Raw genomic sequence first — 26,074 nt, 5'->3', positions numbered from 1 at the left:
TCTCAGGTGTTCGCGTCCTGACTGGTCGCGAGCGTCTTCTTCGACCTCGCGGCCAGGCTTTCCCGATTGCTGTTTCCGGATTTTCCCGACAGGATCTTGTGGATCGGTGAACCCGAACCTTCGGACGCTGCCGTCATGGCCACCATGCTGGCAGCTATGGAGGCCAATTCCTGGCGAATAGCGTCGTCGTTGCCGCCGCCCTTCTGTAGGCGTTCGGAGAGCGCCGCTGCCCGGCTGCGGGCGTCTTCAGCCATTCCGGCGACGACTGGATCGACGTCCGGCTGCCCGGAAACCCGGGCCTGTCTCGGAGGCGGGGCATGCGGAATTTCGCGCAGGTTGATGTCCTCCGGAGTGATCTTCTTTTTCGGCGTCGCTTTTATCACTGGGCGCACAGCCGTTGAATCGCGAAGGGCGCGACTGGAATCGCGCGCTTCGGCACTGGCACCTTTCAGCTTGTCCCGCAGTCGGCCGATCTCGGCAAGCCGGCGTTCCAGCGCCGTCTCCCTGTCGGCACGGTCGGCGATTTCCTTGGCAAGCTTGTCCTCGAGCCGCTGGACGCGATGCTCTTCCTGGGCGAGCCGTGCCTCGGCATCCTTGGCGCGTGCAGTCTGCTGCCGGACGTCGTTGCGCAGCGTATCCCGTTCGTCGCGCAAGGCGGTGACGCGGAATTTGAGGTTCTCGACCTCCGTGTCGCGGGTGGAAAGATCGATCCGGAAATTGTCGGCGTCGGCGATCAACAGGAGCTGGCGCTGCTGCAGCTTCTCGATCTCCAGATCCTTGGCGGCGACGGTTTCCTCGGCGGTTTCGAGCGCCGCCTTCAACTGCTGGATATAGCTGTCTTCCTGACGCAGGCGCGAACGGGCGTCGGCAGCCTCGACATCCATGGTGTCGATCTGGGCGCGCAGGTCGGTGATCTCGGACAGTAACTGCGTGGCTTCCTCGGCCAGCCTGTCGCTCTTGATCTGCAGCGCGACAGCCTTGTCCCTTTCCTGGACGAGTTCCTGCTTGGTGCGGGCATTCTCGGCCGCATAGACGGCGCGGGCCATGTCCCGCTGGGCGCGGACTTCCTGCGGGCTGATCGGCAGCGTCGCCTTGATGCGGTTTTCTGTGTAGCGCACGATGCGATTGTGGACCGCCGGTGCAACCAGCATCACCGCAAGCGCGGCGCTCAGGAAACCCAAGCCGAACAGAAGAGCAAACTGGATCACGATGAGGCCGTTTCGCGGTCTGGATGGGAATGCGCAGGCTGTTTAAGCATGGTCACATTCAACCGGCAAGCGCCCTTCAGGCGGAAGGCCGGATTACCGGCCGCTGTGGCGCAAAACATGAATTCCCCTCCGTTGTCCGGAGAGGAGAATGGCGAATTTCAGAAAGGGTTCCAGGTCGGCGACTGGGTGAGCTTCAGATAACCGACGTTGATGCCGAGGCGAGCACCGAGGCCGGTGCGAATCGGCACGAGAATCATGTTGTTGTTGCGCAGCACCGTCATGCCGACGCCGGCGACCACGAAGGCGGAGCCCGACACGCCGCCGAAGCGGGCGTAGAGGCTGTTCACCGAGGGAAGGTCATAGACCAGCATCATCGCGCGGGTGCCTTGGCCGCCGTAGTCGATGCCGAGCGAAGGACCCTGCCAGAAGACCGGGTGCTGGCCGGCGTTCTTCGTATAGAGTTCGCCCTCGCCATAGGTCAGGCCGGCGATGAACGCGCCCGAGCCTTCCTGGCCAAGGATATAGCCGTTCGGCAGGCCGTATTGCGAAAAGGCGTTCTCCACAACTTTGGCAAGGCCGCCGCTGGTGGAGCCGAAGAAGCCGTGGCCGGCATCGACGATTTCCTGGGCGGAATATTGGTTGGAGCCCTGCTGGGCGGCTGCCGGGCCTGCGAAGACCGCCACGGCTGCGATCACGGCAAACACCGTCGCTGCGAAACGGGCGAGGGCGGAAGGGGTGTGGATGCGCATTGTCAGATCCATGATTGTATCATCCAGGGGCACGCCGTTTGCATCATGCTTAAGGCCCGGCCATTTTGAAGCCATGATCTTAATAATCGGTTTACCAAATATGGTGTCATTATGGCCAGGAACATTGCTACATCCTCGCGCAACCTTCAGATGGCAAGGCGAATACGGGGGGAGCATTCCCAAACAGGAGACCTACATGCCGAAGAATCCGAATCTTACCCTCGCCGGGCCAGATCTCGCGGCACTTCTGTGCAGCCGTGTCTGCCATGACGTGATCTCCCCGGTCGGCGCGATCAACAACGGCCTTGAGCTTCTCGACGAAGGTGCGGCCGACGGCGACGCGCTCGACCTCATCCGCACCTCGGCCCTGAACGCCTCGGTACGTCTCAAGTTCGCGCGGCTCGCTTTCGGTGCTTCCGGCTCGGTCGGCGCCTCGATCGATACGGGCGAGGCCGAGAAGGCCGCCAAGGATTTCGCCATCGCCGAAAAGAAGACCGAGGTCACCTGGAACGGCCCGCGGGCGATCATCGCCAAGAATCGCGTCAAGCTTCTCCTCAACCTCTTCCTGGTCGCCTATGCCGGCATTCCCCGTGGCGGCTCGATGGACGTGACGCTGGAAAATCCGGAATACGACGCGAAATTCATCCTCACCATCAAGGGACGGATGATGCGCGTGCCGGCCAAATTCGTCGAGATCGCCAGCGGCACTCTCGAAGAGCCGATCGATGCTCATTCGATCCAGCCCTATTACACGGTGCTGCTCGCGGAAGAATCCGGCATGGAACTGAGCCATGTGGTTTCTGAAGACAAGATCGTTTTCATCGCCGAGACCGTGGCCGCCTGAGACGATCTGCGGTTGTTTGGCGTCCGCGGGTAACTATTCATTAGTGCCATCCCCTTAATGATAGATGCTCGGAACCAGAGCGGGTTCAGCGTCAGGGGGATACGATGCAGCGTTTAATGATTGCCGATGGATCGGACATCGTACGCACGGTCGGAAAGCGAATCCTGTCGGAATTGGGCTTCCTCGTGATCGAGGCCGGCACTGCGCGCGAGGCGGCGACGCGCTGCAATGCCGAGCTTCCCAATTTCCTGATCATCGATGCAGCGCTGGAAGGCGCGCTTGAACTTATCGGCACCATCCGGGCGATGCCGAACGGCAAGAGCATCCGCATCTTCTATTGCGTCATCGAAGCGGACCTGAAGAAGATGATGGCCGGCAAGCGCGCCGGCGCGGATGATTTCCTGCTGAAGCCGTTCGATCGCAAGATCCTGACTTCGGTCTTCTCGGCCCTGGCGCAGGCCGCCTGATTCTCAAAGCCGATGCATCCACTCGACTGGCGGCAGCCTGCATGGTTGCCGATTCGCGTTTCGTTTTGGGTCCGCAGGCGGATCAAAACAAAACGTCCGCCTGGCAGCCAGGCGGACGTTTTCGATAAGGGGATTTTCAGGCAGCTCAGGCGGTTTCGGCGTATTCCGCCTCGGGTTCGCGCAGCACGTAGCCGCGGCCCCAGACCGTTTCGATATAGTTTGCGCCGCCGGCCGCATTGGCGAGCTTCTTGCGCAGCTTGCAGATGAAGACGTCGATGATCTTCAGTTCCGGCTCGTCCATACCGCCGTAAAGGTGGTTCAGGAACATTTCCTTGGTGAGCGTGGTACCCTTGCGGAGCGAGAGGAGCTCCAGCATCTGGTATTCCTTGCCCGTCAGGTGAACGCGCTGGCCGCCGACTTCGACAGTCTTGGCGTCGAGGTTGACGATCAGTTCGCCGGTCACGATGATCGACTGTGCGTGACCCTTGGAACGGCGGACGATCGCATGGATGCGAGCGACCAGCTCATCCTTGTGGAAGGGCTTGGTCATGTAGTCGTCGGCGCCGAAACCGAGACCACGGACCTTGTCTTCGATGCCGGCCATGCCGGACAGGATGAGGATCGGTGTTTTGACCTTCGAAAGCCTCAGAGTGCGAAGCACTTCATAGCCCGACATGTCGGGCAGGTTAAGGTCGAGGAGAATGATATCATAGTCGTAGAGCTTGCCGAGGTCGACGCCTTCCTCTCCGAGGTCGGTCGTATAGACGTTGAAGCTTTCCGATTTCAGCATTAGCTCGATGCTCTGGGCAGTCGCGCTGTCATCTTCGATGAGTAGAACCCGCATATTTTTCCCCTTTACCGCCGCGTAAGGTATCTTTGCCCCCTTACTCGATACGGATCCAGACTGAGCCTGATTTGGAAGCTGCCACTAAATGGTTAACAAATTATGATTCAACCTGGCAAGGTTCATGATTTCGTTAAGCAAGATTAGTAGCAACCTGTTTTCCCTTCAAGTTTGGCCATCACCAGGATTGAACCCGCGGATGAGGAAATTCCGCTAAGTGATTCATTCGACTCATACATTGTCGCGGCCAATTTAGGCCCTGGCATTTACCGACCCTTAAACGATCCGGTTTATCATTAATGATGCCCGTAAACGAAAGGTTAACGCGAGCCTTAATTTATTAACGCCGCGAGAATTTTTTGATCCTGAGTGTACCAATCCGGATACACGGGCCTGGGTCTCGCTATCCACGGAGTATTGCGTATGAAGTCGCGTGACAGCATGGTTCGCCTGAAAAGCTTTCAGGTCACCGAAAAGCGCCGTCAACTGCAGCAATTGCAGATGATGATGGCCGAATTCGAGAGAATGTCTAAAGAACTCGAGCATCAGATCACTCTGGAAGAGAAGAAATCCGGGATTACCGACCGGAATCACTTCGCTTATCCGACCTTTGCAAAGGCAGCCCGCCAGCGCGCGGACAATCTTCAGGTCTCGATTCGCGAGCTGAAGGTCCAGGAGGAAAGCGCCGAACTGGCGCTCGAGGAAGCGGAAGCAGAATTCGCCAAGGCTTCGGCGCTCGAAGAGCGCGATGGCGGAATGCGCGCCCGGGCTTAACAAAGTCGGGCGGCATCATCGACGGAAATGTCATAATCTGGGGCGGTGCCGCGGTGCCGGGCCCCATTTCCGTATTTTTAGTGGTCGTTAACGTTTGTGATTCGGGCCCGGCATCCCGTGTTAACGAAGGATATCCTGCCAGTCGGGATGGCGTTCCGCCTGCGCCTTGAAGAACGGGCAGAGCGGGATGATCTTCCAGCCGCCCTTGCGGGCTTCCTCGACCGCATGCAGGGCCAGCGCCTGGCCGACGCCCTTGCCGCGAAGCGCATCCGGAACCCCGGTGTGATCGATGATGACAAGTTCCGGAGATGCGCGCGAATACGTCATTTCGGCAAAATGACCTTCGACCTCGGCGACATAACGACCGCCCGACCGTGTCTCTTCCAAAGTAATATTCATGATGGTCCCGCTTTTGTCCGTTCGCCGATGGTGTAATACGGGGAGGGCCGAAGGGAAATAGCCAAGGCTGTCCCACCGAGGGTGACACATCGTCAACGGAGAAAGCAATGAACTGGCTGCGGCCGCTTCTTCTCGCGCTGGCCGCGATCTTTCTGGCGCTCGGGCTCTTTTTGCCGATCATCCGGCTCGAGCGGCTCTATTTCTTCAGCGAAACGCCGTCCCTGCTGGAACTCGTCGCGGCGCTTTTCCGGGAGGGAGATCTGGCGCTGTCGCTGGTGGTCGGGTTGTTTTCGATCGTTTTTCCGATCGTTAAGCTGGCGGGGCTGGCAGCGCAGCTTTCCGGACGTGTGGCGGAGGCAGGATTTTTCCGCCGCGCGATGCCGCATCTTTCGAAATGGTCGATGATGGACGTGATGCTGGTGGCGATCGTGGTATTTGCGGCGAAGAGCAGCGGCCTTGCTGTTGCGGTCTCGCAGCCGGGCCTCTGGTTCTATGCCGCTTCAGCCCTCATCGCCGGGCTTCTGCCGTCGCTGTCCCGGATCGGATCCGGGCAGAATTGAGCCGTCTTTCAGAAACCGAAAGGTGCCGTTGCGTTCGTTGCAGCGGCACCTTTTGGTTTCCTGTGCGGGCTTGACGCCCACGAATTCGGCGTCAGTGGCGATATTGCTGGATGCGTGTGGTGCGCAGGCCGGCCAGGCCGTGATCGTTGATGGAGGACTGCCAGGACAGGAATTCCTCGACGGTAAGCGTGTAACGTTCGCAGGCTTCTTCCAAGCTCAACAGGCCACCGCGAACCGCGGCTACCACCTCTGCCTTGCGCCGGATGACCCAGCGGCGCGTATTGGCCGGCGGCAGGTCGGCGATCGTCAGGGGGCTGCCATCGGGGCCGATGACATATTTTACTCGGGGACGTATCATTTCGGTCATTGGACTCTCTACACAACGCAAGACCACGTCGGTGAGCCTAGCTGCCCAGTTTTAATATTTGACTAAACAGGCAGCAGCATTTGTTCCCACTGTGGCAACAATCGCGCCGCGTGTCCCAAGGCAGGGCGAAAAGGGCTCATTTTCCAGGAAAAGAAGGTGTTTCGGCGATCGGGCGGTCGCTTGAAAGCGGGTGGTCAGAAGCCTTTGCCGCCCCGAAGTTCGGCGAGCAGCGTGCCGAGCATGATGCGCAGATCGAGGAAAATAGAGAAATTGTCGATGTAATACAGGTCGCATGCGATACGGGCGCGCGTCTTGCCGGGGCGGTCCGTCGGCCCGCGAAGACCGCGCATCTGGGCCAGGCCGGTCATGCCCGGCCGCATCGAATGGCGGCAATGATAATCCGCAACCAGGCTCTCGTAAGGAATGCCGGCCGCCAGCATGTCGATCGCGTGACAGCGCGGGCCGACCAGCGACATGTCGCCTTTCAGGACATTCAGCAACTGCGGCAGTTCGTCGACATTGGCCTTGCGGATGAGGGCGCCGACGCGGGTGATACGCGGATCGTCCCTGACCGTCTGGGTTATCCCCCGCGCATCGCCGAGATTGGTGCGCATCGAACGGAACTTGTAGACCCGGAACCTGCGACCGCCCTTGCCCCAGCGCATCTGGGTGAAGAGCGCAGGCCCGTCGCTGTCGATGCGGATCGCCAGCGCGACGAGCAGCATCAGAGGCAGGAGCAGGATCAGTGCCGAAAGCGAGACGCCGATGTCGATCGCCCGTTTTGCCGCGAGCTGCGTTCGAAGGCTGCCGCTGGATTTGTGGGATAAACCCCAATGCCGGATGAGGATTGGTGGCGGCTCGATGTGCCGCCAGCCGCTCGACCCGTCGGTGGTGTCGTCATGCAGATCAGGAACACTCAAAACCAGCCACCCCACCCCACGCCCGACGCCCTCTGGGCGGCGGCAACTCTTGATAGAATACCTCCGGCCCGGAGTCATCAGCCAAGTTAACCGTCTGTTAAGGATGAATAGAATTTTAGGGATTGCTGTTATTGCAGCATTGCCAAAGATAACTCTGTTTTTCCGGCGCCCAATTCCAGTTGTGCCGTTCCGGCATGCCCGAGCGTCAGGTAATCCCCGGCGGAAAAGGAAAAAATTCCCGTTGCGGACTGCATTTGTGCTCCACCGGCGGCGCCATTCATCAAAATAAGTGTCTGCGTTGCATTGAGCATCAGGCTGGTCGCATGGCCGGACGACGAGAGCACCGCTAGATTGAGGGCGACGAGGTACACGCCGTCGGCCGGCACCACGAGCCGGTTGCCGCCGCCGCCGACCGCAACGCCCAGCGAAAAGCCGCCGCGATCGAGCGCGAGCGTGGTGAAGCCGCTCTGCTGGCCGGCGGTCGGGGTGAAACTCGTGCCGGCGCGGTAAACGCGGGCGGCCGGCTGGTTGGGTTGCGAGACACGGCCGCTGGGCGAGATCGACAGTCCGGTCTTCCATGTCGTCCCGTCGCTGACCTTGACGGAGAACTCGGTGTTGCCGGCCAGGCCCATTTCCGCATGACCCGTCCAGTTCGACTGGAAGAGCAGCGAGGCCGTGTCGGTGGATGCGGCCTTGTTGATCTTGATCTGGTGGCCGTTGCCGGCGTGGTTGAACAGGCTTGCCGGGGAGGCGAGCGTGAGCCGGTTGGTATTGTCGGGCGGTGCATTGATGCCGAGCTCGTCGACGCGGCCGATGGCGGGCAGGGGGATGTCCTGCCAGAGCGTGCCGGAGAACACCTTGAGCTTTTCGGAGGCGGCGAACCAGGCCCGCCAGCCGACGCGCGGGATCGTGAATGCCCAGTAGCCGTCCTGCCAGGAAGCGACACGTCCCGCCTTGCCGGCCCAGACGCCGGTCGCTCCGGTCGCCACCAGGTAACAGGCGCCTTCTTCGGATGTGCCCGGCGGGCTCTCGAGTTCCGCGACGATCGTCAGATGCACCAGCGCATCGAGCCGCAGCAGCGCCTCGTTGTGGGTCACGTGTTTCTGCGCCTGAGAAGGCAGGATGAAGGGCATGTTCAGATTTGCGGTCGTATCGGCCATGGCTGTCTCCGTTCGGTCGCCCGGAGTCTAAGGCCGATGGCGGAGACGGGGAGGTGGAAGCCGCCAAGCCTTTGAAAAACCTGAAGCGGTCCTTGAGAAACGTGCCCACCTCGACGCGCCGTGCCTTTGGCGCAACGCCTGGGCGTTTCGTCGCATGCGGGCTTTTCGATGTCCTGATTGCGCTTGTCCTTTGTCTCGCATATGCGAATGTGAGCGCGGCGAGAGACAGGGAAAAGCATGCGTTATTCGGCCTATTCGATCTTCAAGGAAGCGCTGTCCGGCAACCGGATGTGGAAGCCGGCCTGGCGCGAACCGCAGCCGAAGCCGCATTACGACGTGATCATCGTCGGCGGCGGCGGGCACGGGCTGGCGACCGCCTATTACCTGGCCAAGGAATTCGGCATCACCAATGTCGCCGTGCTCGAAAAGGGCTATCTCGGGTCGGGCAATGTCGGGCGCAACACGACGATCATCCGCTCCAACTACCTGCTTGAAGGCAACAATCCGTTTTACGAATTTTCGCTGAAGCTGTGGGAAGGGCTGGAGCGGGATTTTAACTACAACGCGATGGTCTCACAGCGCGGCATGCTCAACCTCTTCCATTCCGACGGCCAGCGGGACGCCTATGCCCGCAGGGGTAACGGCATGCGCATCCATGGCATCGATGCCGAACTTCTCGACCGCGAGCAGGTGCGTAGAAAAGCGCCCTATCTCAATTTCGACCACGCCCGTTTCCCGATCATGGGGGCGCTCTACCAGAAGCGCGCCGGTACGGTGCGGCACGATGCGGTCGCCTGGGGTTACGGCCGTGGGGCGGACGCTCGCGGCGTCGATCTGCTCCAGCATTGCGAGGTGACCGGCATCCGCCGCGAAAATGGTCTCGTCACCGGTGTCGAGACGACCAGGGGGTTCATCGGCTGTAACAAGCTGGCGCTCGCCGCCGCCGGCAACACGACGACGGTCGGGCGGATGGCCGATCTGGAACTGCCGATCGAATCGCATGTGCTGCAGGCCTTCGTTTCGGAAGGGCTGAAGCCGGTGGTCGACCATGTGATCACTTATGGCGCCGGCCATTTCTACATATCGCAGTCGGACAAGGGCGGATTGGTGTTCGGGGCCGAGATCGACTTTTATTCCTCCTATGCGCAGCGTGGCAATCTGGCGACCGTCGAGCACACGATGGAGGAGGGGGTGTCGCTGATCCCCGGCCTATCGCGTGCCAAGGTGCTCAGAAGCTGGGGCGGGGTGATGGACATGTCGATGGACGGATCGCCGATCATCGACCGTACGCCGATCGACAATCTCTATCTGAACTGCGGCTGGTGTTACGGCGGCTTCAAGGCGACGCCGGCCTCCGGTTTCTGTTTCGCCCACCTGATCGCCAAGAACGAGACGCATCACGTCACTCGCTTCATGCGGCTCGACCGGTTCGAGCGCGGTTACACGATCGACGAAGCGGGCCGCGGCCCCCAGCCGAACCTCCACTGAGCAAGATCCCCCATGGCAAGCCTGATCACCTGTCCGCATTGCGGTACCAGACCCAAGGAAGAGTTTTCGATCCGCGGCGCCGCCGCGCCGAAACGCCCTTCGCCGACCGCCAGGGACGAGGTCTGGCACCGTTACGTCTATATCCGGGACAATCCGAAAGGGCGCTATCAGGAGTATTGGCATCACGTCGCCGGCTGCCGCCGTTTTCTGGTGGTCGAGCGGGACAACCTCACCCACGAGGTTTTCAGCGTGGCCGATGCCGCGGAGTTTGAGCGCGCGGGAGCTGACGAATGACCTCCTATCGTCTCGGGTCCGGCGGCGCGATCAATCGCGGCCAGTCGCTCACCTTCACCTTCGACGGCCGCGGCTACAAGGGCTTCGACGGCGATACGCTCGCCTCGGCGCTGCTTGCCAACGATCAGATGCTGATGGCACGCAGCTTCAAGTACCACCGCCCGCGCGGCGTGGTGACGGCGGGGTCCGCCGAGCCCAACGCGCTGATGACGATCGGGTCCGGCGCGCGGGCCGAGCCGAATGCCCGTGCGACGACGGTCGAGCTTTACAATGGCCTCGCTGCCACGAGCCAGAACCGCTGGCCGTCGCTGAAACACGATTTCGGCGCGGTGAACGATCTCTTCTCGCCGTTTCTCGGCGCAGGTTTCTACTACAAGACCTTCATGTGGCCGGGCGTGCTCTGGGAAAAGCTCTACGAGCCGCTGATCCGCCGTGCCGCCGGGCTCGGCAAGGCGACGATGCAGGCCGATCCGGACCGTTACGAAAAATCCTGGGCGCATTGCGACCTGCTGGTAATCGGTGCGGGGCCGACCGGTCTCATGGCGGCGCTCGCCGCCGGCCGGGCCGGGGCCCGGGTCATCCTGGCGGACGACGGCTTCAGGTTCGGAGGTTCGCTGCTGTCGGAAAGCGCCACGGTCGGCGGCCGGCCGGCTACGGAATTCGCGGCTGACGTCGTCGAGGAACTGGCGTCGCTGCCGAACGTGACGCTGATGGCGCGTACGACCGTGTTCGGCTGGTATGACGACATGGTGTTCGGCGCCGTCGAGCAGGTGCAGAAACACGTCGCCTCGCCATCGCCGGACCTGCCGATGGAGCGCCTGTGGCGCATCGTCGCCAAGCAGGCGATCCTTGCCACCGGTGCCGAAGAGAGGCCGCTCGTCTTCGGCGGCAACGACAAGCCGGGCGTGATGACGGCCGGGGCTGCGCGCACCTATCTCAACCGCTACGGCGTTGCCGTCGGCGGCAGGGTCGCGGTCTTCACCAATGGCGGCTCCGGGTACCGGACAGCCGCCGACCTCCTCGCTCAGGGTATCGACGTCACCGCGATCATCGACGCGCGGCCGCAATCGGCCGACCCGGTGCCCGAGAGTGTTCGCGTCATCCGCAGCGGCTCGGTCACCGCGACCAGGGGACGCCACCGAATCGAGGGGCTGATCGCCGAGCGCTCCGGCTTCGAGGAGGTGATCGGCTGCGATGCGCTGGCGATGTCCGGTGGCTGGTCGCCGATCGTGCATCTGATGTGCCAGCGCGGCGCCAAGCCCGTGTGGTCCGACGAGAAACAGGCATTTCTGGCGCCCGACGTCGGCGGCGCTTTTGCGGCTGCCGGCTCGGCTGCCGGCCAGGTGTCGCTCGGGGCTTGCCTGAAGGATGGTTCGGCCAAGGCCCATGCCGCACTCGACGCACTGGGCAGGCTGGTCGGCCCGCTCGAAACGCCTGAGGTCGAGGGTGAATACGATCCGTCCTTTGCGCTGCTCTGGTATGTGCCGGGTGCCCGGGACAAGGCTTTCGTCGATTTCCAGAACGACGTGCATGTCGGCGACCTCGGTCTCGCCCAGAGGGAAGGCTTCCGCCATATCGAGCACACCAAGCGTTATACGACCGCCGGCATGGCGACCGACCAGGGCAAGCTCGGCAATGTCAACACGGCCGGCATCGTCGCGGGCATGCGTGGCGTATCGCCGGCCGAGATCGGCACCACCACCTTCCGGCCGTTCTACACGCCGGTCTCGTTCGGCGCTCTGGCAGGCACTGCGCGGGCCGAGCATGCGGCGCCTGTGCGGACCTCCCCGCTGCATGGCTGGGCGAGAAAGAACGGCGCGACCTTCGTCGAATCAGGTCTCTGGTACCGCTCCGCCTGGTTCCCGCAGGAGGGCGAAAAGACCTGGCGGGAAAGCGTCGACCGGGAGGTCTTGAACGTTCGCGCCCATGCCGGTCTCTGCGACGTCTCCACGCTCGGCAAGATCGAGATATTCGGGTCGGGCGCGGCGGAATTCCTCGATCGCATCTATTGCAACAGCTTTCTCAAGCTGCCGGTCGGAAGAGCACGTTACGGGCTGATGCTGCGCGAGGACGGCATCGTCTTCGACGACGGAACGGTGAGCCGGCTTTCCGAAAACCACTATGTCATGACCACAACGACGGCTTTTGCCGCGGACGTGCTCGCGCATCTGGAATTCTCGGCACAGACCTTCTGGCCGGAGCTCGACGTGCGCTTGGTCTCCACGACGGATCAGTGGGCGCAGATGTCGCTCGCCGGACCGAAGGCGCGAATCATCATGAGCCGCGTCGTGCAGGACGATATTTCTGATGCTGCCTTCCCCTTCCTCGCCGCCAGGGAGGTGATGCTGCGCGACGGGCTGAAGGCGCGGCTGTTCCGCATCTCCTTCTCGGGCGAGCTCGCCTACGAAATTGCGGTGCCCGCCGGCTACGGCGAGGCGGTTGCCGACGCGATCATGGATGCGGGACATGAAGAGGGGATCTGCGCCTATGGCGTCGAGGCGCTCAACGTGCTGCGCGTCGAGAAGGGCCATGTCACCCACAGCGAGCTCGACGGCCGCGCCACCGCAGACGATGTCGGGCTCGGCCGGATGATGGCGATGCAGAAGCCGGATTTCATCGGCAAGCGGCTCTCGATGCGATTCGGGTTGACAGCCGCGGATCGGCTGCAGCTCGTCGGATTGAAGCCGATCGAGGCCGACAAGGAGATCAAGGCCGGTGCGCATCTCCTGAAGGAAGGTGCAAAGCCGTCGACGGCGAACGACCAGGGTTTCGTCTCGTCGGCCTGCTTTTCGCCAACGCTCGGGCATTTCATCGCGCTCGGCATGCTGAAGTCCGGGCGCGAGCGGATCGGCGAACGGGTGATGGTCTGGGACGGGCTGCGCGGTTCGGAAGTGCTCGCGCAAGTCTGCCCGCCGGTCTTCGTCGATCCCGAAAACAGCAAACTGCATCTCTGAGGGCTGCCTGATGTCGACCAATCTTCTCCACCGGCATGTCCTCGAGGATCATATCTCTGGCTTCGAGACGGATCCCAATCCGAACCATCTCTCCATCATTCGCCGGCCGGTGATCTTCTCGGTTCTCGCCCACGAGGGCCAGGAGACGGCAGTCGCCGAAGCCCTGTGGAATGCCGGGGATGCGGCGCCGCGCTTCTGCAGCGCGTCCGAATGGTTGGCCGTATCGCGGACGGTCGGAGCCGGGATGGTCGCCGGCATGCTGTCCGGGATCGCCGGAGCGTCCTTCGTCGATCAGAGCGACGGCCGCGTGCTCATGGAAATCTCCGGCCCGAGCGTGCGAACGATTCTCGCCAAATGCGTAGCGATCGACCTGCATCCGGAGGTGTTCGCGGAGGGCCATTCCGCGGCGATGTTGTGCTGCCATGCGGAGGCGAATGTCGCTCGCACCGGTGCCGACACGTTCGAGATTATCGTGCCGCGCTCGCTTGCCGGATCGGTTTTCGAGGAACTGATGGAGATGGGCCGCGAGCATGCGCTGACCCGCGGCTTCGTGGACTGAGCGCTGAGCCTGCAGGGCGAGGGTCGAATCTGAATTTAACGTTAACCGCAGGACGATCTTTAATTTCGCAAACCGGGTGTACCGGCTAATTTTTCGACAGAAGCTGCCGGTTTTTTGGAATTTCTGATCTTTGTGTTGTCAGATTGTTGAGAAGTGCTGCGATTTTGTCGATATCGCGGCTTTTTGTCTTCCCATTCCTTACGAAAACGTTATGGAATGCGCCAAAGAACGTAAGAACCCGCAAGGGCCAAATAAACGAGATGCGGCCCTTCCGGGATCGCATCCAGGGGAAAATATATGGAGTATTTTATCCAGCAGCTCATCAACGGGCTGACTCTTGGATCCATCTATGGCCTTGTCGCAATCGGCTATACGATGGTTTACGGCATCATCGGCATGATCAACTTCGCCCATGGCGATATTTTCATGCTTGGCGGTTTCGCCGCTCTCATCGTCTTCCTGATCGCAACCTCCTTCTTCGCCGGCATTCCGGTGGCGTTGCTTCTGCTGCTGATGTTGCTCGTCGGCATGCTGATGACGGGGTTGTGGAACTGGACGATCGAGCGGGTCGCCTACCGGCCTTTGCGGGGATCCTTCCGGCTTGCGCCGCTGATCACCGCGATCGGCATGTCGATCGTGCTGTCCAACTTCATCCAGGTGACGCAGGGGCCGCGCAACAAGCCGATCCCGCCGATGGTAACCGACGTCTTCCATATCGGCGGCATCACCATCTCGCTGAAGCAGGTGCTCATCGTCATCATCACGGCGGTGCTTCTGTTCGCCTTCTGGTACATCGTCAACAAGACGCCGCTCGGCCGCGCCCAGCGGGCAACCGAGCAGGACCGCAAGATGGCGGCGCTGCTCGGCGTCGACGTCGACCGGACGATCTCGATCACCTTCATCATGGGTGCAGCGCTCGCGGCGGTCGCCGGCGGCATGTACCTGATGTATTACGGCGTCGCCTCGTTCAACGATGGCTTCATCCCGGGCGTCAAGGCCTTCACCGCAGCGGTTCTCGGCGGTATCGGGTCATTGCCGGGTGCCGTTCTCGGCGGGCTGCTGATCGGCCTCATCGAGTCGCTGTGGTCGGCCTATTTCTCCATCGCCTACAAGGACGTCGCCACGTTCGCGATCCTCGCTTTCGTGCTGATCTTCAAGCCGACCGGCATTCTCGGCCGGCCGGAAGTGGAGAAGGTGTAACATGACAGCTGCAACCGAAACCGGTCATCCGAACGTACTTGCCAAGGCGGTGCGGGAAGGCATTTTCGCCGGCGTCATCTCCTTCTTCATGTTCCTGCTGTTCGTCGGCGTCGAGACCTATCAGGACATCAACAACGCGCTCGTCTGGCGCACCCGCTGGGGTCTTCTGGCGATCTTCGTGCTGGTAGCGGCGGTCAGCCGCTTCCTCACCGTCGGGTTCATCAAGCCGCATATCGACCGTCGCAAGCTCGCCAAGGCAAAGAGCGGCGTTCTGGAAATTTCCGAGCAGAAGAGCTTCTTCCACCGGCATTTCCTCAAGATCGCGCTGATCTTCCTGCTGGTCTATCCCTTCCTGTCGCTGCTCATCGTCGGCAAGCAGGGCTCGCTGAAATATGTCGACAATTTCGGCATCCAGATCCTCATCTACGTGATGCTCGCCTGGGGCCTGAACATCGTCGTCGGCCTCGCCGGACTGCTCGACCTCGGTTACGTCGCCTTCTATGCAGTCGGCGCCTATTCCTATGCGCTGCTGTCCTCCTATTTCGGCCTGTCCTTCTGGCTGCTCCTGCCGATGTCGGGCGTTCTCGCGGCACTCTGGGGGATCATCCTCGGCTTCCCGGTTCTGAGGCTGAGGGGCGACTATCTCGCCATCGTGACGCTCGCCTTCGGGGAAATCATCCGCCTGGTGCTGATCAACTGGACCGATGTGACCAAGGGAACATTCGGGATTTCGGGTATCGCCAAGGCCTCGTTCTTCGGCATCTGGTCCTTCGATACCGGCAGCGCGAACAGCTTCGTCAAGGCCTGGGGCCTGTCGGCTTCCTCGGTCTATTACAAGATCTTCCTGTTCTACATCATCCTGGCGCTCTGCATGCTCACCGCCTACGTCACCATACGGCTTCGGCGCATGCCGATCGGCCGGGCCTGGGAAGCGCTGCGCGAGGACGAGATCGCCTGCCGTTCGCTCGGCATCAACACCGTCACCACCAAGCTGACCGCCTTTGCGACCGGCGCAATGTTCGGGGGAATCGCGGGTTCCTTCTTCGCCACCCGCCAGGGTTTCGTCTCGCCGGAAAGCTTCGTCTTCCTGGAATCGGCCGTGATCCTGGCAATCGTCGTTCTCGGCGGCATGGGGTCGCTGACAGGCATCGCGATCGCCGCGGTGGTGATGGTCGGCGGCACCGAGGTGCTGCGCGAAATGTCCTTCCTCAAGGTCGTGTTCGGACCGGATTTCACGCCTGAACTCTACCGCATGCTGCTTTTCGGCCTGGCGATGATCATCGTCATGCTGTTCAAGCCGCGGGGCTTCGTCGGATCGCGAGAACCGACGGCCTTCCTCAAGGAGCGCAGGGCGGTCTCCGGAAGCTTTACCAAGGAGGGCCACGGCTGATGGCTCTCGGAACGACGACAATGACGAACGATACGATCCTCAAGGTCGAGCACCTGTCGATGAAGTTCGGCGGCCTGATGGCCATCAACGATCTCTCGCTGGAGGTACGGCGCGGCGAGATCACCGCGCTGATCGGGCCGAACGGCGCCGGCAAGACGACGGTGTTCAACTGCATCACCGGCTTCTACAAGCCGACCATGGGAATGCTCACCCTGCAGCGCAGGGACGGCAAGGAATTCCTGCTGGAACGCCTGCGCGACTTCGAGATTCCCAAGCTGGCCGGCGTCGCCCGCACGTTTCAGAACATCCGCCTGTTCTCGGGCCTGACGGTTCTCGAAAACCTGCTGGTCGCGCAGCACAATGCCCTGATGAAGGCCTCGGGCTACACGATCCTCGGGCTCCTCGGTCTGCCGGCCTATAACAGGGCCGTCGATGCCTCGATCGAAAAGGCGAAATACTGGCTCGACAAGGCGGATCTGACAGATCGTGCCGACGACCCTGCCGGCGACCTTCCCTACGGTGCCCAGCGGCGGCTCGAAATCGCCCGCGCGATGTGCACCAACCCGGAACTGCTGTGCCTCGACGAACCGGCTGCCGGCCTCAACCCGCGCGAATCTGCGGCGCTCAACGCGCTGTTGCACCTGATCCGCGACGAGGGCGCTTCGATCCTGCTGATCGAGCACGACATGTCGGTGGTCATGGAGATTTCCGACCATGTCGTGGTGCTGGAATACGGCCAGAAGATATCCGATGGCTCGCCGGACCATGTGAAGAACGACCCACGAGTGATCGCCGCATATCTCGGCGTCGAGGATGACGAGGTGGAAGAGGTGATTGCGGTAGAACTCGAGGGGGGCAATCACTGATGGCGGCCGAGAACCTTCTGAAAGTCGAGGCTGTCGAGACCTACTACGGCAATATCCGTGCACTCGCAGGCGTCGATGTCGAAGTCAACAAGGGTGAGATCGTCAGCCTGATCGGCGCCAACGGCGCCGGCAAGTCGACGCTGATGATGACCATCTGCGGCAGCCCGCAGGCCCGAACCGGCTCGATCATCTTCGACGGCGAGGACATCACCAAGCTGCCGACGCACCTGATCGCACGCCGCCGCATCGCCCAGTCTCCCGAAGGCCGGCGCATCTTTCCGCGCATGACCGTCTACGAGAACCTGCAGATGGGGGCCGGCCTCGACAACCTCAAATACTTCAACGAGGACGTCGAGAAGATCTTCACGCTCTTCCCGCGCCTCAAGGAGCGCCAGAGCCAGCGCGGCGGCACGCTTTCGGGCGGCGAGCAGCAGATGCTGTCGATCGGGCGTGCGCTGATGGCGCGGCCGAAGCTGCTCTTGCTCGACGAGCCCTCGCTGGGCTTGGCGCCGCTGATCGTCAAGGGCATTTTCGAGGCGATCAAGAAGCTGAACCAGGAAGAGGGCCTGACCGTCTTCCTGGTCGAGCAGAATGCGTTCGCGGCACTGAAACTCTCCGACCGTGGCTATGTGATGGTCAACGGCAAGGTGACGATGAGCGGCTCCGGAAAAGAGCTTCTCGCCAATCCGGAAGTGCGCGCCGCTTACCTTGAAGGTGGACGGCATTGATCGTTAAGGTTGTACTAATGGCAGCCGGAGGAATTTAGGATGCAGGGACTGTTTTTCGAAAGCGACAGCGGCGTGCGGTACCTCTTGCGTTTCCTTGTGCTGATCATCGGTTTCTGGACTGCATGGCGCTCGGGCAAGGCCGCCGCCGAGGGCTGGAACGGCTATACGACGGTGGTGGTCTATACGCTGCTACTCGGCGTGGCGATGCGTTTTCTGCACTATGCGCTGTTCCAGGGGCCATTCATCAGCCCGTTCTACTACATCATTGACGTGGCCATCCTGCTCGTCTTTTCGAGCGCCGGATTCCGCATTCGGCGGACGCGCCAGATGGTGCAGAATTACTATTGGCTCTACGAGCCTGCTTCCGCTTTCTCCTTCAAGAAGAAAGATTGACAGCCGAACTTTTCTGCCCTCAGATTAGCTCGGGTTGAAACCATAAGTAACCTAGAGTGGAACATTTCCGGCGCAGTGATGGTGGGTATTGCGCCCGGTTTCGAAAAATCAGCTCACCTAAAAAATTGGGAGTAACTCGATGAAGAAGTCTCTTCTTTCCGCGGTTGCGCTGACGGCCATGGTCGCCTTCAGCGGTAGCGCATGGGCCGACATCGTTATTGGCGTCGGCGGTCCGCTCACGGGTCCGAACGCCGCCTTCGGTGCGCAGCTCCAGAAGGGTGCCGAACAGGCCGCAGCCGACATCAATGCCGCTGGCGGCATCAACGGCGAAAAGATCAAGATCGTCCTCGGCGACGACGTGTCGGACCCCAAGCAGGGCATCTCGGTTGCCAACAAGTTTGCATCCGACGGCGTCAAGTACGTGGTCGGCCACTTCAACTCCGGCGTCTCGATTCCGGCTTCCAAGGAAGTCTATGCCGAAAACGGCATGCTCGAAATCACCCCGGCTGCGACCAACCCGGTCTTCACCGAGCGTGGCCTGTGGAACGTGTTCCGTACCTGCGGTCGTGACGACCAGCAGGGCGGCGTTGCCGGCGCTTACCTCGCCGACAAGTTCAAAACTGCCAAGATCGCCATCATCGACGACAAGACGCCTTACGGCCAGGGCCTTGCCGAAGAGACCAAGAAGGCAATGAACGCCAAGGGCCTCAAGGAAGTTATCCGCGAAGGCGTCAACGTCGGCGACAAGGACTTCTCGGCGCTCATCTCCAAGATGAAGGAAGCCGGCGTCACGATCATCTACTGGGGCGGTCTCCACACCGAAGCCGGCCTGATCATCCGCCAGGCCAAGGACCAGGGCCTCAAGGCTACGCTCGTTTCGGGTGACGGTATCGTCTCCAACGAACTGGCTTCGATCGCCGGCGACGCCGTCGCAGGCACGCTCAACACCTTCGGCCCCGACCCGACGCTGAACCCGGCCAACAAGGACCTGGTTGCCAAGTTCAAGGCAGCCGGCTTCAACCCGGAAGCCTACACGCTGTATTCCTACGCAGCCGTGCAGGTCATCGCTGCCGGCATCAAGGCAACCGGCAAGGCCGACGACGCTGAAGCCGTTGCCAAGGTGCTGCATGAAAAGGGTCCGTTCAAGACCGTTCTCGGCGACATTGCCTTCGACGCAAAGGGCGACCCGAAGATCCCGGGCTACATCATGTACGAATGGAAGAAGGGTCCGGACGGCAAGTACAGCTACTTCCCGCAGGGCTGAGCCGTTATCGGCAACCGTATCTTAGAAGGAGCCCGGTCAAAAGCCGGGCTTCTTTGCGTTTGGGGGATTCTCCTCTTCTCCCCGCGGGAGGTGGAGCAAGCTGAATACTGCGGAGAGGGAACTCACATCTCGTGCAGCACATGTGCCGCCTTGACGGCTGCCGACGCGCGGTTCTCGACGCCGAGCTTCACATAGATCTGTTCCAGATGCTTGTTCACCGTGCGGGCCGAAAGGCCGAGGATATCGGCGATGTCGCGGTTCGATTTGCCCTTGGCGATCCACAGCAACACCTCGGATTCCCGTTGTGTCAGGGGGAAATGCTGGCGCAGCACCTCGTCGTCGGGGCGCTTGTTGGCGGCCGTCAGGCGGAAGAGATGTTCGTCCGCGCCGATCGCGCCGAGGAAGGAGAACTGCAGGCTCGCCTGGCCGTTCTGGACGAGGGCGAAGGCGGCGTCGCGGGCAAAGCCCGGCTTGTCGCGCTCGTCCATCCAGGTTGAAATCCGGCGCGAAACGATGTCGAGCCCGTCGTCGCTATTGGTCGCCGCATTGATCAGCCGTGTCGCCTGGGGGGTCGACCAGTGGATCGCGCCACTCGCCTTGACCGCCAGCAGATGGCGGCCGGCGGCGTCGAGCGCCACACGGGCGCTCTGGGCCGAACGGGCATTGGAGAGGTGCACCCGGATGCGGGCGCGCAGTTCGTCGATATTGATCGGCTTGGTCAGATAATCGACGCCGCCGGAATCAAGGGCGTTGACGACGTGTTCGGTCTCGGTGAGGCCGGTCATGAAGATGACTGGCACCTGGGCGATGCCCCCATTGGTCTTCAGCTTCCGGCAGGTCTCGAAACCGTCCATGCCCGGCATCACAGCGTCGAGCAGGATGAGATCCGGGGTGATACGCTCGACGATGTTGAGCGCCGACTGGCCGGCGGTGGCGATCAGCACCGAAAAGCCGGATTTTTCGAGCGCTTCGGTGAGGAAGCCCAGCGTTTCGGGGCTGTCATCCACAAGAAGGACGATATCGCGCGGCAGAGCAGTTTCAGCCATCACTCGTCCTTTCTGCCTCAAGGCGGCTCAGGAATTTCATATAACCGGCAAGATCGAATGCCTGTACGTAGGCGCCGAGTTCTTCCGTGAAGGGGCGGTGTTCCTCCTCCCGGGCGAGATCGGCGAGTTTCGCTTCGATACCGCGCACGTAGCCGATTTCGCCGAGCCGCAAAAGGTCCTGGACATGGTTCGTCCCCGGACTTTTGATCGGTTTCTTCGGGCCGACAACCGCTGGAATCACCGTTTCATTCTCATAGACCCAGACGAGGCCGAGATGGGCGGCGAGCTTGTCGGCGAGCCTGCGGATATCGACCGGTTTGGCGATCGCGTCGTTGTGGCCCTCGTCGCCGGAATGCGTGGCGAAGCCGTCGCCGATATTGGCCGAGAGCATGACGATCGGTGCCACCTGGCCGATCTCGCGCAGCCGGGAGACGAGCTGCCAGCCGCTCATGCCGGGCATGGAAATATCGACCAGGAACAGGTCCGGCGTCACGCCCTCGATGAGGGTCAGGCAGTCGGGCCCGCTATTGGCGGTCAGCACGACGAAATCCATCGGTACCAGCACTTCGCGCATCAGGTCGCGGTGGTCCTCATTGTCGTCGACGAGGACGATGGTGCGGCGCGGGCCGGTATAGGAGACGATCTTCTTCTCCGCCGCCGGCGCGGTGTTCGGCCGCTCGATGGCGGACAGCATCAGCCGCACCTTGAAGATAGAGCCTTCGCCCTTGGTGCTGGCGACAGCGATCTCGCCGCCGAGCGTGTTGGTGAGGAGCTGGGTGATGGTGAGGCCGAGACCGAGCCCGGGCATCGGCCTGATGCTTTCCGCCTCGCCGCGCTGGAAGGGCTCGTAGATGCGGCCGAGATCCTTTTCGGCAATGCCCCGGCCTGTATCGGAAACGGTGAAGGTAGCGACCTGGCTGCGATAGGCGACCTCGAATTTCACCGTACCCTCGTCGGTGAACTTGATCGCATTGGATAGCAGGTTGACGAGGATCTGGCGCAGTCGCTTTTCGTCGGTGCGGACATATTGGGGCAGGGAGCGGGCGCGCTCGTGCTCGAAGGTCAGACCCTTGGCCTGCGCCTGCAAACCGAACATTTCAACGATCTGGTCCAAGAAATCCTGGATGTTGATCTCGTTGGAATAGACCTGCAGCCGGCCGGCCTCGATCTTGGAAATGTCGAGCAGACCGTCGATCAGGCCCGACAGGTGGTCGGCGGAGCGTTTGATGACCTTGATCGCCGACTGGCGCGGTGCCGGGATCGTGTCGTCGCGCTCGAGGATCTGGGCGTAACCGAGCACGGCGTTGAGCGGCGTTCGCAGCTCATGGGAAAGGCCGACGACGTAACGGCTCTTGGCGCGGTTGGCGGATTCGGCCGTCTCCTTGGCCTCCTGGAGCGCCGCGTCGGTCTTCTTGTGGGCGGCGATTTCCTTCAGCAGCAGCGTGTTCTGACGGGAGGATTCCTCTTCCGCCACCACCCGGCTGTCATGGGCGAGCACATAGAACCACGAGACGATGCCGGCGATGATCGCAAAGACGAAGAAGACGATCAGCACCGTGCCGAAAATCACTTCGGCATTGACCGGGGTTGCCTGGCTGACCTGATAGGCGATCATTCCGAGGATTGCGCCGATCGCCGAGATCGACAGCACAGCCGTCGTCGCGTAACGCCCGAGACGGGTCATCAGGCGGGTGATGACGCTGTCCGGCAGGAAGGAGCGGGCGACGGCCCCAACCTGCGTGTTGAGCCGTGCATGCGGCTTGCACATGTCGTGGCAGCGGCTGTCGAGCGAGCAGCAGAGCGAGCAGATCGGCGCCGCATAGGCCGGGCACCAGGCCATGTCTTCGTGCTCGAACGGGTGCTCGCAGATGGAACAGGTGATCGAGCCAACGCTCTTCCAGCTCTGGCGCGGTTTGCGGGCGAGATAGAATTTGCCCCTGGTGGCAAAGGCGAGCGCCGGCGAGATCAGGAAGGCGACCAATGTCAGGTATGTGGCGAGCGAGGCCATCAACGGGCCGAACAGGCCGAAATGGGCGGCGAGCGCTATCGCCGCCGAGCCGAACATCGAGCCTAAGCCCACGGGGTTGATGTCGTAGAGATGGGCGCGCTTGAACTCGATGCCTTCCGGCGACAGGCCGAGCGGCTTGTTGATCATCAGATCGGCCGAGATGGTGCAGAGCCAGGCCATGGCGACGATCGAGAAGATGCCGAGCGTCGCTTCGAGCAGCCGGTAGATGCCGAGCTCCATCAGGAGCAGCGCGATCACCACGTTGAACACCAACCAGACGACGCGGCCGGGATGGCTGTGGGTAAGGCGCGAGAAGAAGTTCGACCAGGCGAGAGAGCCCGCATAGGCGTTCATCACGTTGATCTTCAGCTGCGAAACGACCACGAAGGCCGCCATCAGCAGCAGGGCGGCCGTATCGTTCGGGATCATGTAGCCGAAGGCCGCGAAATACATGTGTGCCGGGTCGGCCGCCTCGCGGATCGGCACGGCGGTCGATAGCGTCAGCACCGCCAGGAAAGAGCCGGCGAGAAGCTTCGGCACGCCGACCACCACCCAGCCGGGGCCGGCGAGGAAAACGGCGAACCGGTGCCGCCATTTGTCGAGGCCCTCCGGCGGCAGGAAGCGCAGGAAGTCGACCTGCTCGCCGATCTGCGGCATCAGGGCGAGGATGACGGCGGAGGCCGCGCCGAACTCGACCAGATTGAAGGGCGCCGGACCGGCCACCTCGGCGTTCGAGTGGCCGATACCGGCAAAGGCGCGCCAGAGATCGAACTTCTCCCAGTCCATGAAGGCGATGAACACGAAGGGGAGGATGTTGAGGATGATCCAGAACGGCTGGGTGATCAGCTGGAAGCGGGAGATCAGCTGCACGCCGTAGATGACCAGCGGGATCACCACCACGGCGCTGATGATATAGCCGATCCACGGCGGAATGCCGAAGGCGAGATCCAGCGCGCCGGTCATGATCGAGGCCTCGATCGCAAACAGCATGAAGGTGAAGCTCGCGTAGATCAGCGAGGTGATGGTCGAACCGATGTAGCCGAAGCTCGCGCCGCGGGTGAGAAGGTCGATATCGACGCCGTGGCGGATCGCGTAACGGCTGATCGGCCAGCCGATCGCCAGCATGGCGATGGCGGCCGCGACGATCGCGAAAATTGCGTTGGTGGTGCCGTAGGAAAGCGTGATCGTGCCGCCGATCGCCTCCAGCGCCAGGAAGGAGATGGCGCCGATGGCGGTCTGGGAAATGCGGCTGGAGGAAAACCGGCGGGCACTCTTGGCGGTGAAACGGAGGGCGTAGTCCTCCAGCGTCTGGTTGGCGACCCAACGATTGTATTCACGCCGAACGGGAATGATGCGTTGCCGCGCTGCCATGCCTAATTTCTAGCACCTTCTGAGGGAAGACCGTCAATTGTGCACTTTCGGCTGAGGCGCGGCGTTTTGCAAGCAGAGTATGATGCGGTGCGGTAAATCCCCACCGCATCCTGGAAGCCGGTCACATGGTGCGGGTCGGACGCACCACGATCTCGTTTGTATCCACGTCTTCAGGCTGGTCGATCACATGCAGGACAGCGCGGCCGATCGCATCGGGCGTCAGGGCGACGCTGCGATAGGTCTTCATTGCGTCCGCCGCGACCGGATCGGTGATCGTGCCGGCAAGCTCGGACTCCACTACGCCCGGATAGACGCAGGTGACGCGGATCTTGTCGTTCTCCTGGCGCAGTCCGTCGGAGATTGCCCGCACCGCGTATTTGGTGGCGCAATAGACCGCCGCGGTCGGCACCACGCCGAGGCCGCCGATCGACGAGATGTTGATGATCTGGCCGTACCCCTGGCCGTTCATGATCGGCAGAACCGAAGCGATGCCGTAGAGCACGCCGCGGATGTTCACGTCGATCATCCGGTCCCATTCCTCGACCTTGAGCGACGACATCAGCGACAGCGGCATCAGGCCGGCATTGTTGACGATGACGTCGATGCGGCCGAATTCGGCAAGTGCGAATTCCGCGAACGCCTGAAAGTCCTGCCGGTCGGTGACGTCGAGCCGGCGAATTCGCACGGTGCCGCCGGCCGCGGCGATCTCTTCCGCAAGTACTTCCAGCCGATCAGTGCGGCGGGCACCCAGCACGACCTTGGCACCGGCCGCGGCGAGAGTGCGCGCCGTGCCTTCGCCGATGCCGCTGCTGGCGCCGCTGATAAGAACCACCTTTTCAGTGATGTGAGTCATGTTGCTGATCCTCTGTGGCAGGCAGCGGCGGCATGCCGCTGCGGGCAGGGGATCTATGCCGCGGATGTGCGGCCGACCGGTATCAAGGTCCTCCGCAGTTCTTGCACGATCGTCCGAGCCTGCATCTGCTGCTATTTCAAGAGTGGCCAGAGCGTTACGACCAGCAGTAGCGCCATGACGATGTTGAACCATTTGAGCCGCGCCGGATCGGACAGGAACCGCCGAAGCGCCACGCCGAAGCCGGCCCAGACGGCGACGCTCGGCAGGTTGACGATGGCGACGACGAGCGTGATCAGCACCACCGACACGAAGGGGTTTTCGGCGCTGGCATAGGCGGCCATGGCAGTCAGCGCCGCGACCCAGGCTTTGGGGTTCACCCACTGGAAGGCTGCGGATTCGAGGAAGGTGAGGGGACGGGCGGCGCTCGCGTCACCGTTGGGGACGGAGCGGGACATGGCGATCCGCCAGGCAAGGTAGAGCAGGTAGGCGCCGCCGGCGATCTTCAACGCCAATGCGAGCGGCGGATAAGCCGTCAGCAGGGCGCCGAGGCCGAAGCCGACCGCCAGCAGCACCGATGAAAGGCCGATGGTGATACCGAGGATCTGTGGCACGGTGCGCCGGAAGCCGAAATTGGTGCCCGAGGCAAGCAGCATCAAATTGCTCGGCCCGGGCGAAACCGAGCCGACAAGCGAGAAAAGGGCGATTGCAAGAATGGTTTCAAAGGCCATGGCAAAGGGTCTCCCACGCGGGGAGACTGCTCCCGGCGGCGTCAGGGCGTCTGGTTGTTCAATCGAGATTCTGGCGGCGGCCAGATTCCGGCGGCGGCGAGATTCTAGAGGTGGCGGACGCTGAGCTTGCTGCCCCATTTGCCGTTCAGGTAGTCGCAGACGAGCCGGCGGTGGCAATGATGCGGCGTGTCTTCGGAGCAGAGCAGGCAGGAACCGTCGAAGGCTTCCGGCGTCAGGTGACTTTCCACCTGGCGGTCCGCCATCAGACCCATGAAATCGTTCTGGAAAATCGTCCAGTCGCCCTTTTGCTTCTTGAAGGCGGTCATGATCTCCTCGGTCGGCGCCAGCAGCGGTTCGTGCACATAACCGGCGCCGCAGATCGTCTTCAGGAAGAAGGCGAGGTCCTCGGACTTGGCAAACCCGGCAAGCTGCGAGGTGTTGTGGAGTCGCACGTCCAGGACCCGCTTGACGCTGGCCGCCCTGATGCGACCGAAGAAATCTTCGGCGGTCGTCTTGGTGAAGCCGATCGTGGTGACATCCATGCTCATGCGTCTCTTCTTATCGCAACGGGCTCGGTCAGGCGACGTTTTCGAGGCTGATAGTCCCCCACGCGGGCTCGGTTGCCTATTGTCAATATTGA

At 61.9% G+C, this 26,074-nt stretch carries 26 protein-coding genes; 14 read left to right on the top strand and 12 right to left on the bottom strand.

Annotated elements, in window-relative coordinates; genetic code table 11:
* Positions 1–2: 2 nt before the first annotated feature.
* A complete protein-coding gene (locus tag C5L10_RS07770; RefSeq protein ID WP_105429158.1) occupies positions 3–1,208 on the bottom strand; it encodes a hypothetical protein in 1,206 nt (401 codons plus the stop codon).
* A gap of 158 nt (positions 1,209–1,366) precedes the next feature.
* On the bottom strand, positions 1,367–1,969 hold the full coding sequence (locus C5L10_RS07765; protein ID WP_371411920.1) for a DUF1134 domain-containing protein: 603 nt from the start codon (positions 1,967–1,969) through the stop codon (positions 1,367–1,369).
* Between the two features lie 184 nt (positions 1,970–2,153).
* Between C5L10_RS07765 and chpT the strand changes: the two genes are divergently transcribed.
* Together chpT and C5L10_RS07755 are read left to right on the top strand one after the other, a co-directional pair.
* Complete coding sequence (gene chpT / locus C5L10_RS07760; RefSeq protein ID WP_046603646.1) at positions 2,154–2,801, top strand: histidine phosphotransferase ChpT; 648 nt, start codon at positions 2,154–2,156, stop codon at positions 2,799–2,801.
* Positions 2,802–2,905: 104 nt separating this feature from the next.
* Complete coding sequence (locus tag C5L10_RS07755; RefSeq protein WP_046666709.1) at positions 2,906–3,268, top strand: PleD family two-component system response regulator; 363 nt, start codon at positions 2,906–2,908, stop codon at positions 3,266–3,268.
* Between the two features lie 145 nt (positions 3,269–3,413).
* Here C5L10_RS07755 and ctrA read toward each other — a convergent pair whose 3' ends face one another.
* The gene (ctrA, locus tag C5L10_RS07750) at positions 3,414–4,112 is read right to left on the bottom strand and encodes a response regulator transcription factor CtrA (RefSeq protein WP_007769464.1); all 699 of its coding nucleotides are present in this window, start codon (positions 4,110–4,112) and stop codon (positions 3,414–3,416) included.
* A gap of 423 nt (positions 4,113–4,535) precedes the next feature.
* Here ctrA and C5L10_RS07745 point away from each other — a divergent pair, with 423 nt between their 5' ends.
* Complete coding sequence (locus tag C5L10_RS07745) at positions 4,536–4,886, top strand: hypothetical protein (RefSeq protein WP_046603647.1); 351 nt, start codon at positions 4,536–4,538, stop codon at positions 4,884–4,886.
* A gap of 120 nt (positions 4,887–5,006) precedes the next feature.
* Here C5L10_RS07745 and C5L10_RS07740 read toward each other — a convergent pair whose 3' ends face one another.
* A complete protein-coding gene (locus C5L10_RS07740) occupies positions 5,007–5,285 on the bottom strand; it encodes a GNAT family N-acetyltransferase (protein WP_105429157.1) in 279 nt (92 codons plus the stop codon).
* 107 nt (positions 5,286–5,392) lie between these two features.
* Between C5L10_RS07740 and C5L10_RS07735 the strand changes: the two genes are divergently transcribed.
* Entirely contained in the window at positions 5,393–5,845 is a 453-nt protein-coding gene (locus C5L10_RS07735) for a paraquat-inducible protein A (RefSeq protein WP_105429156.1), read from the top strand.
* A 91-nt stretch (positions 5,846–5,936) separates the two neighbouring features.
* Here C5L10_RS07735 and C5L10_RS07730 read toward each other — a convergent pair whose 3' ends face one another.
* The 3 genes from C5L10_RS07730 to C5L10_RS07720 all read right to left on the bottom strand — a co-directional run bounded on the left by C5L10_RS07730 (position 5,937) and on the right by C5L10_RS07720 (position 8,292).
* Positions 5,937–6,212: a DUF1153 domain-containing protein gene (locus tag C5L10_RS07730; RefSeq protein ID WP_018327815.1), complete on the bottom strand. Its 276-nt coding sequence runs from the start codon at positions 6,210–6,212 to the stop codon at positions 5,937–5,939.
* 194 nt (positions 6,213–6,406) lie between these two features.
* Positions 6,407–7,060 carry a sugar transferase gene (locus C5L10_RS07725; RefSeq protein WP_371411925.1) on the bottom strand — a complete coding sequence of 218 codons (654 nt, stop codon included), beginning with the start codon at positions 7,058–7,060 and terminating at the stop codon, positions 6,407–6,409.
* A 200-nt stretch (positions 7,061–7,260) separates the two neighbouring features.
* Entirely contained in the window at positions 7,261–8,292 is a 1,032-nt protein-coding gene (locus C5L10_RS07720; RefSeq protein ID WP_105429155.1) for a DUF2793 domain-containing protein, read from the bottom strand.
* A 237-nt stretch (positions 8,293–8,529) separates the two neighbouring features.
* On the opposite strand from C5L10_RS07720, the gene C5L10_RS07715 reads away from it, so the two are divergent.
* From C5L10_RS07715 to C5L10_RS07670, 10 genes are all read left to right on the top strand, one after another.
* The gene (locus tag C5L10_RS07715) at positions 8,530–9,780 is read left to right on the top strand and encodes a sarcosine oxidase subunit beta family protein (protein WP_105429154.1); all 1,251 of its coding nucleotides are present in this window, start codon (positions 8,530–8,532) and stop codon (positions 9,778–9,780) included.
* A 12-nt stretch (positions 9,781–9,792) separates the two neighbouring features.
* Positions 9,793–10,074 carry a sarcosine oxidase subunit delta gene (locus C5L10_RS07710; protein ID WP_105429153.1) on the top strand — a complete coding sequence of 94 codons (282 nt, stop codon included), beginning with the start codon at positions 9,793–9,795 and terminating at the stop codon, positions 10,072–10,074.
* Complete coding sequence (locus tag C5L10_RS07705; protein WP_105429152.1) at positions 10,071–13,028, top strand: sarcosine oxidase subunit alpha family protein; 2,958 nt, start codon at positions 10,071–10,073, stop codon at positions 13,026–13,028. The genes C5L10_RS07710 and C5L10_RS07705 overlap by 4 nt, the downstream gene beginning before the upstream one ends.
* 10 nt (positions 13,029–13,038) lie before the next feature.
* Positions 13,039–13,587, top strand: coding sequence for a sarcosine oxidase subunit gamma (locus C5L10_RS07700; protein WP_105429151.1), 549 nt, complete (start codon positions 13,039–13,041; stop codon positions 13,585–13,587).
* A gap of 297 nt (positions 13,588–13,884) precedes the next feature.
* Entirely contained in the window at positions 13,885–14,787 is a 903-nt protein-coding gene (locus tag C5L10_RS07695; protein WP_038544603.1) for a branched-chain amino acid ABC transporter permease, read from the top strand.
* A gap of 1 nt (position 14,788) precedes the next feature.
* Complete coding sequence (livM, locus tag C5L10_RS07690; protein WP_046635115.1) at positions 14,789–16,177, top strand: high-affinity branched-chain amino acid ABC transporter permease LivM; 1,389 nt, start codon at positions 14,789–14,791, stop codon at positions 16,175–16,177.
* Positions 16,177–17,043 carry an ABC transporter ATP-binding protein gene (locus C5L10_RS07685; protein WP_046625208.1) on the top strand — a complete coding sequence of 289 codons (867 nt, stop codon included), beginning with the start codon at positions 16,177–16,179 and terminating at the stop codon, positions 17,041–17,043. Before livM ends, C5L10_RS07685 begins: the two co-directional genes overlap by 1 nt.
* Complete coding sequence (locus tag C5L10_RS07680) at positions 17,043–17,771, top strand: ABC transporter ATP-binding protein (protein WP_046603657.1); 729 nt, start codon at positions 17,043–17,045, stop codon at positions 17,769–17,771. Before C5L10_RS07685 ends, C5L10_RS07680 begins: the two co-directional genes overlap by 1 nt.
* Before the next feature lie 39 nt (positions 17,772–17,810).
* Positions 17,811–18,164 carry a DUF6867 family protein gene (locus C5L10_RS07675; protein WP_046603658.1) on the top strand — a complete coding sequence of 118 codons (354 nt, stop codon included), beginning with the start codon at positions 17,811–17,813 and terminating at the stop codon, positions 18,162–18,164.
* Between the two features lie 139 nt (positions 18,165–18,303).
* The gene (locus C5L10_RS07670) at positions 18,304–19,428 is read left to right on the top strand and encodes a branched-chain amino acid ABC transporter substrate-binding protein (protein WP_046666698.1); all 1,125 of its coding nucleotides are present in this window, start codon (positions 18,304–18,306) and stop codon (positions 19,426–19,428) included.
* Positions 19,429–19,550: 122 nt separating this feature from the next.
* Here C5L10_RS07670 and C5L10_RS07665 read toward each other — a convergent pair whose 3' ends face one another.
* The 5 genes from C5L10_RS07665 to C5L10_RS07645 form a co-directional block, all read right to left on the bottom strand.
* Positions 19,551–20,474, bottom strand: coding sequence for a DNA-binding response regulator (locus tag C5L10_RS07665; protein WP_046666697.1), 924 nt, complete (start codon positions 20,472–20,474; stop codon positions 19,551–19,553).
* Positions 20,467–23,853 (bottom strand): ATP-binding protein, encoded by a 3,387-nt coding sequence (locus tag C5L10_RS07660; RefSeq protein WP_105429150.1) that lies wholly within the window; start codon positions 23,851–23,853, stop codon positions 20,467–20,469. The genes C5L10_RS07665 and C5L10_RS07660 overlap by 8 nt, the downstream gene beginning before the upstream one ends.
* A 121-nt stretch (positions 23,854–23,974) precedes the next feature.
* Positions 23,975–24,706, bottom strand: a complete 732-nt coding sequence (locus C5L10_RS07655) for an SDR family oxidoreductase (protein ID WP_105429149.1) — start codon at positions 24,704–24,706, stop codon at positions 23,975–23,977.
* A 131-nt stretch (positions 24,707–24,837) separates the two neighbouring features.
* Positions 24,838–25,434, bottom strand: a complete 597-nt coding sequence (locus C5L10_RS07650; RefSeq protein ID WP_105429148.1) for a LysE family translocator — start codon at positions 25,432–25,434, stop codon at positions 24,838–24,840.
* 104 nt (positions 25,435–25,538) lie between these two features.
* Positions 25,539–25,976: a DUF488 family protein gene (locus C5L10_RS07645; protein ID WP_105429237.1), complete on the bottom strand. Its 438-nt coding sequence runs from the start codon at positions 25,974–25,976 to the stop codon at positions 25,539–25,541.
* Positions 25,977–26,074 lie beyond the last annotated feature (98 nt).

Source organism: Neorhizobium sp. T6_25, assembly GCF_002968555.1.
In the GTDB taxonomy this organism is placed as follows: Bacteria; Pseudomonadota; Alphaproteobacteria; order Rhizobiales; family Rhizobiaceae; genus Neorhizobium.
The sequence above is the reverse complement of the archived record's forward strand: the minus strand, read 5'-3'. Positions and strand labels throughout refer to the sequence as shown.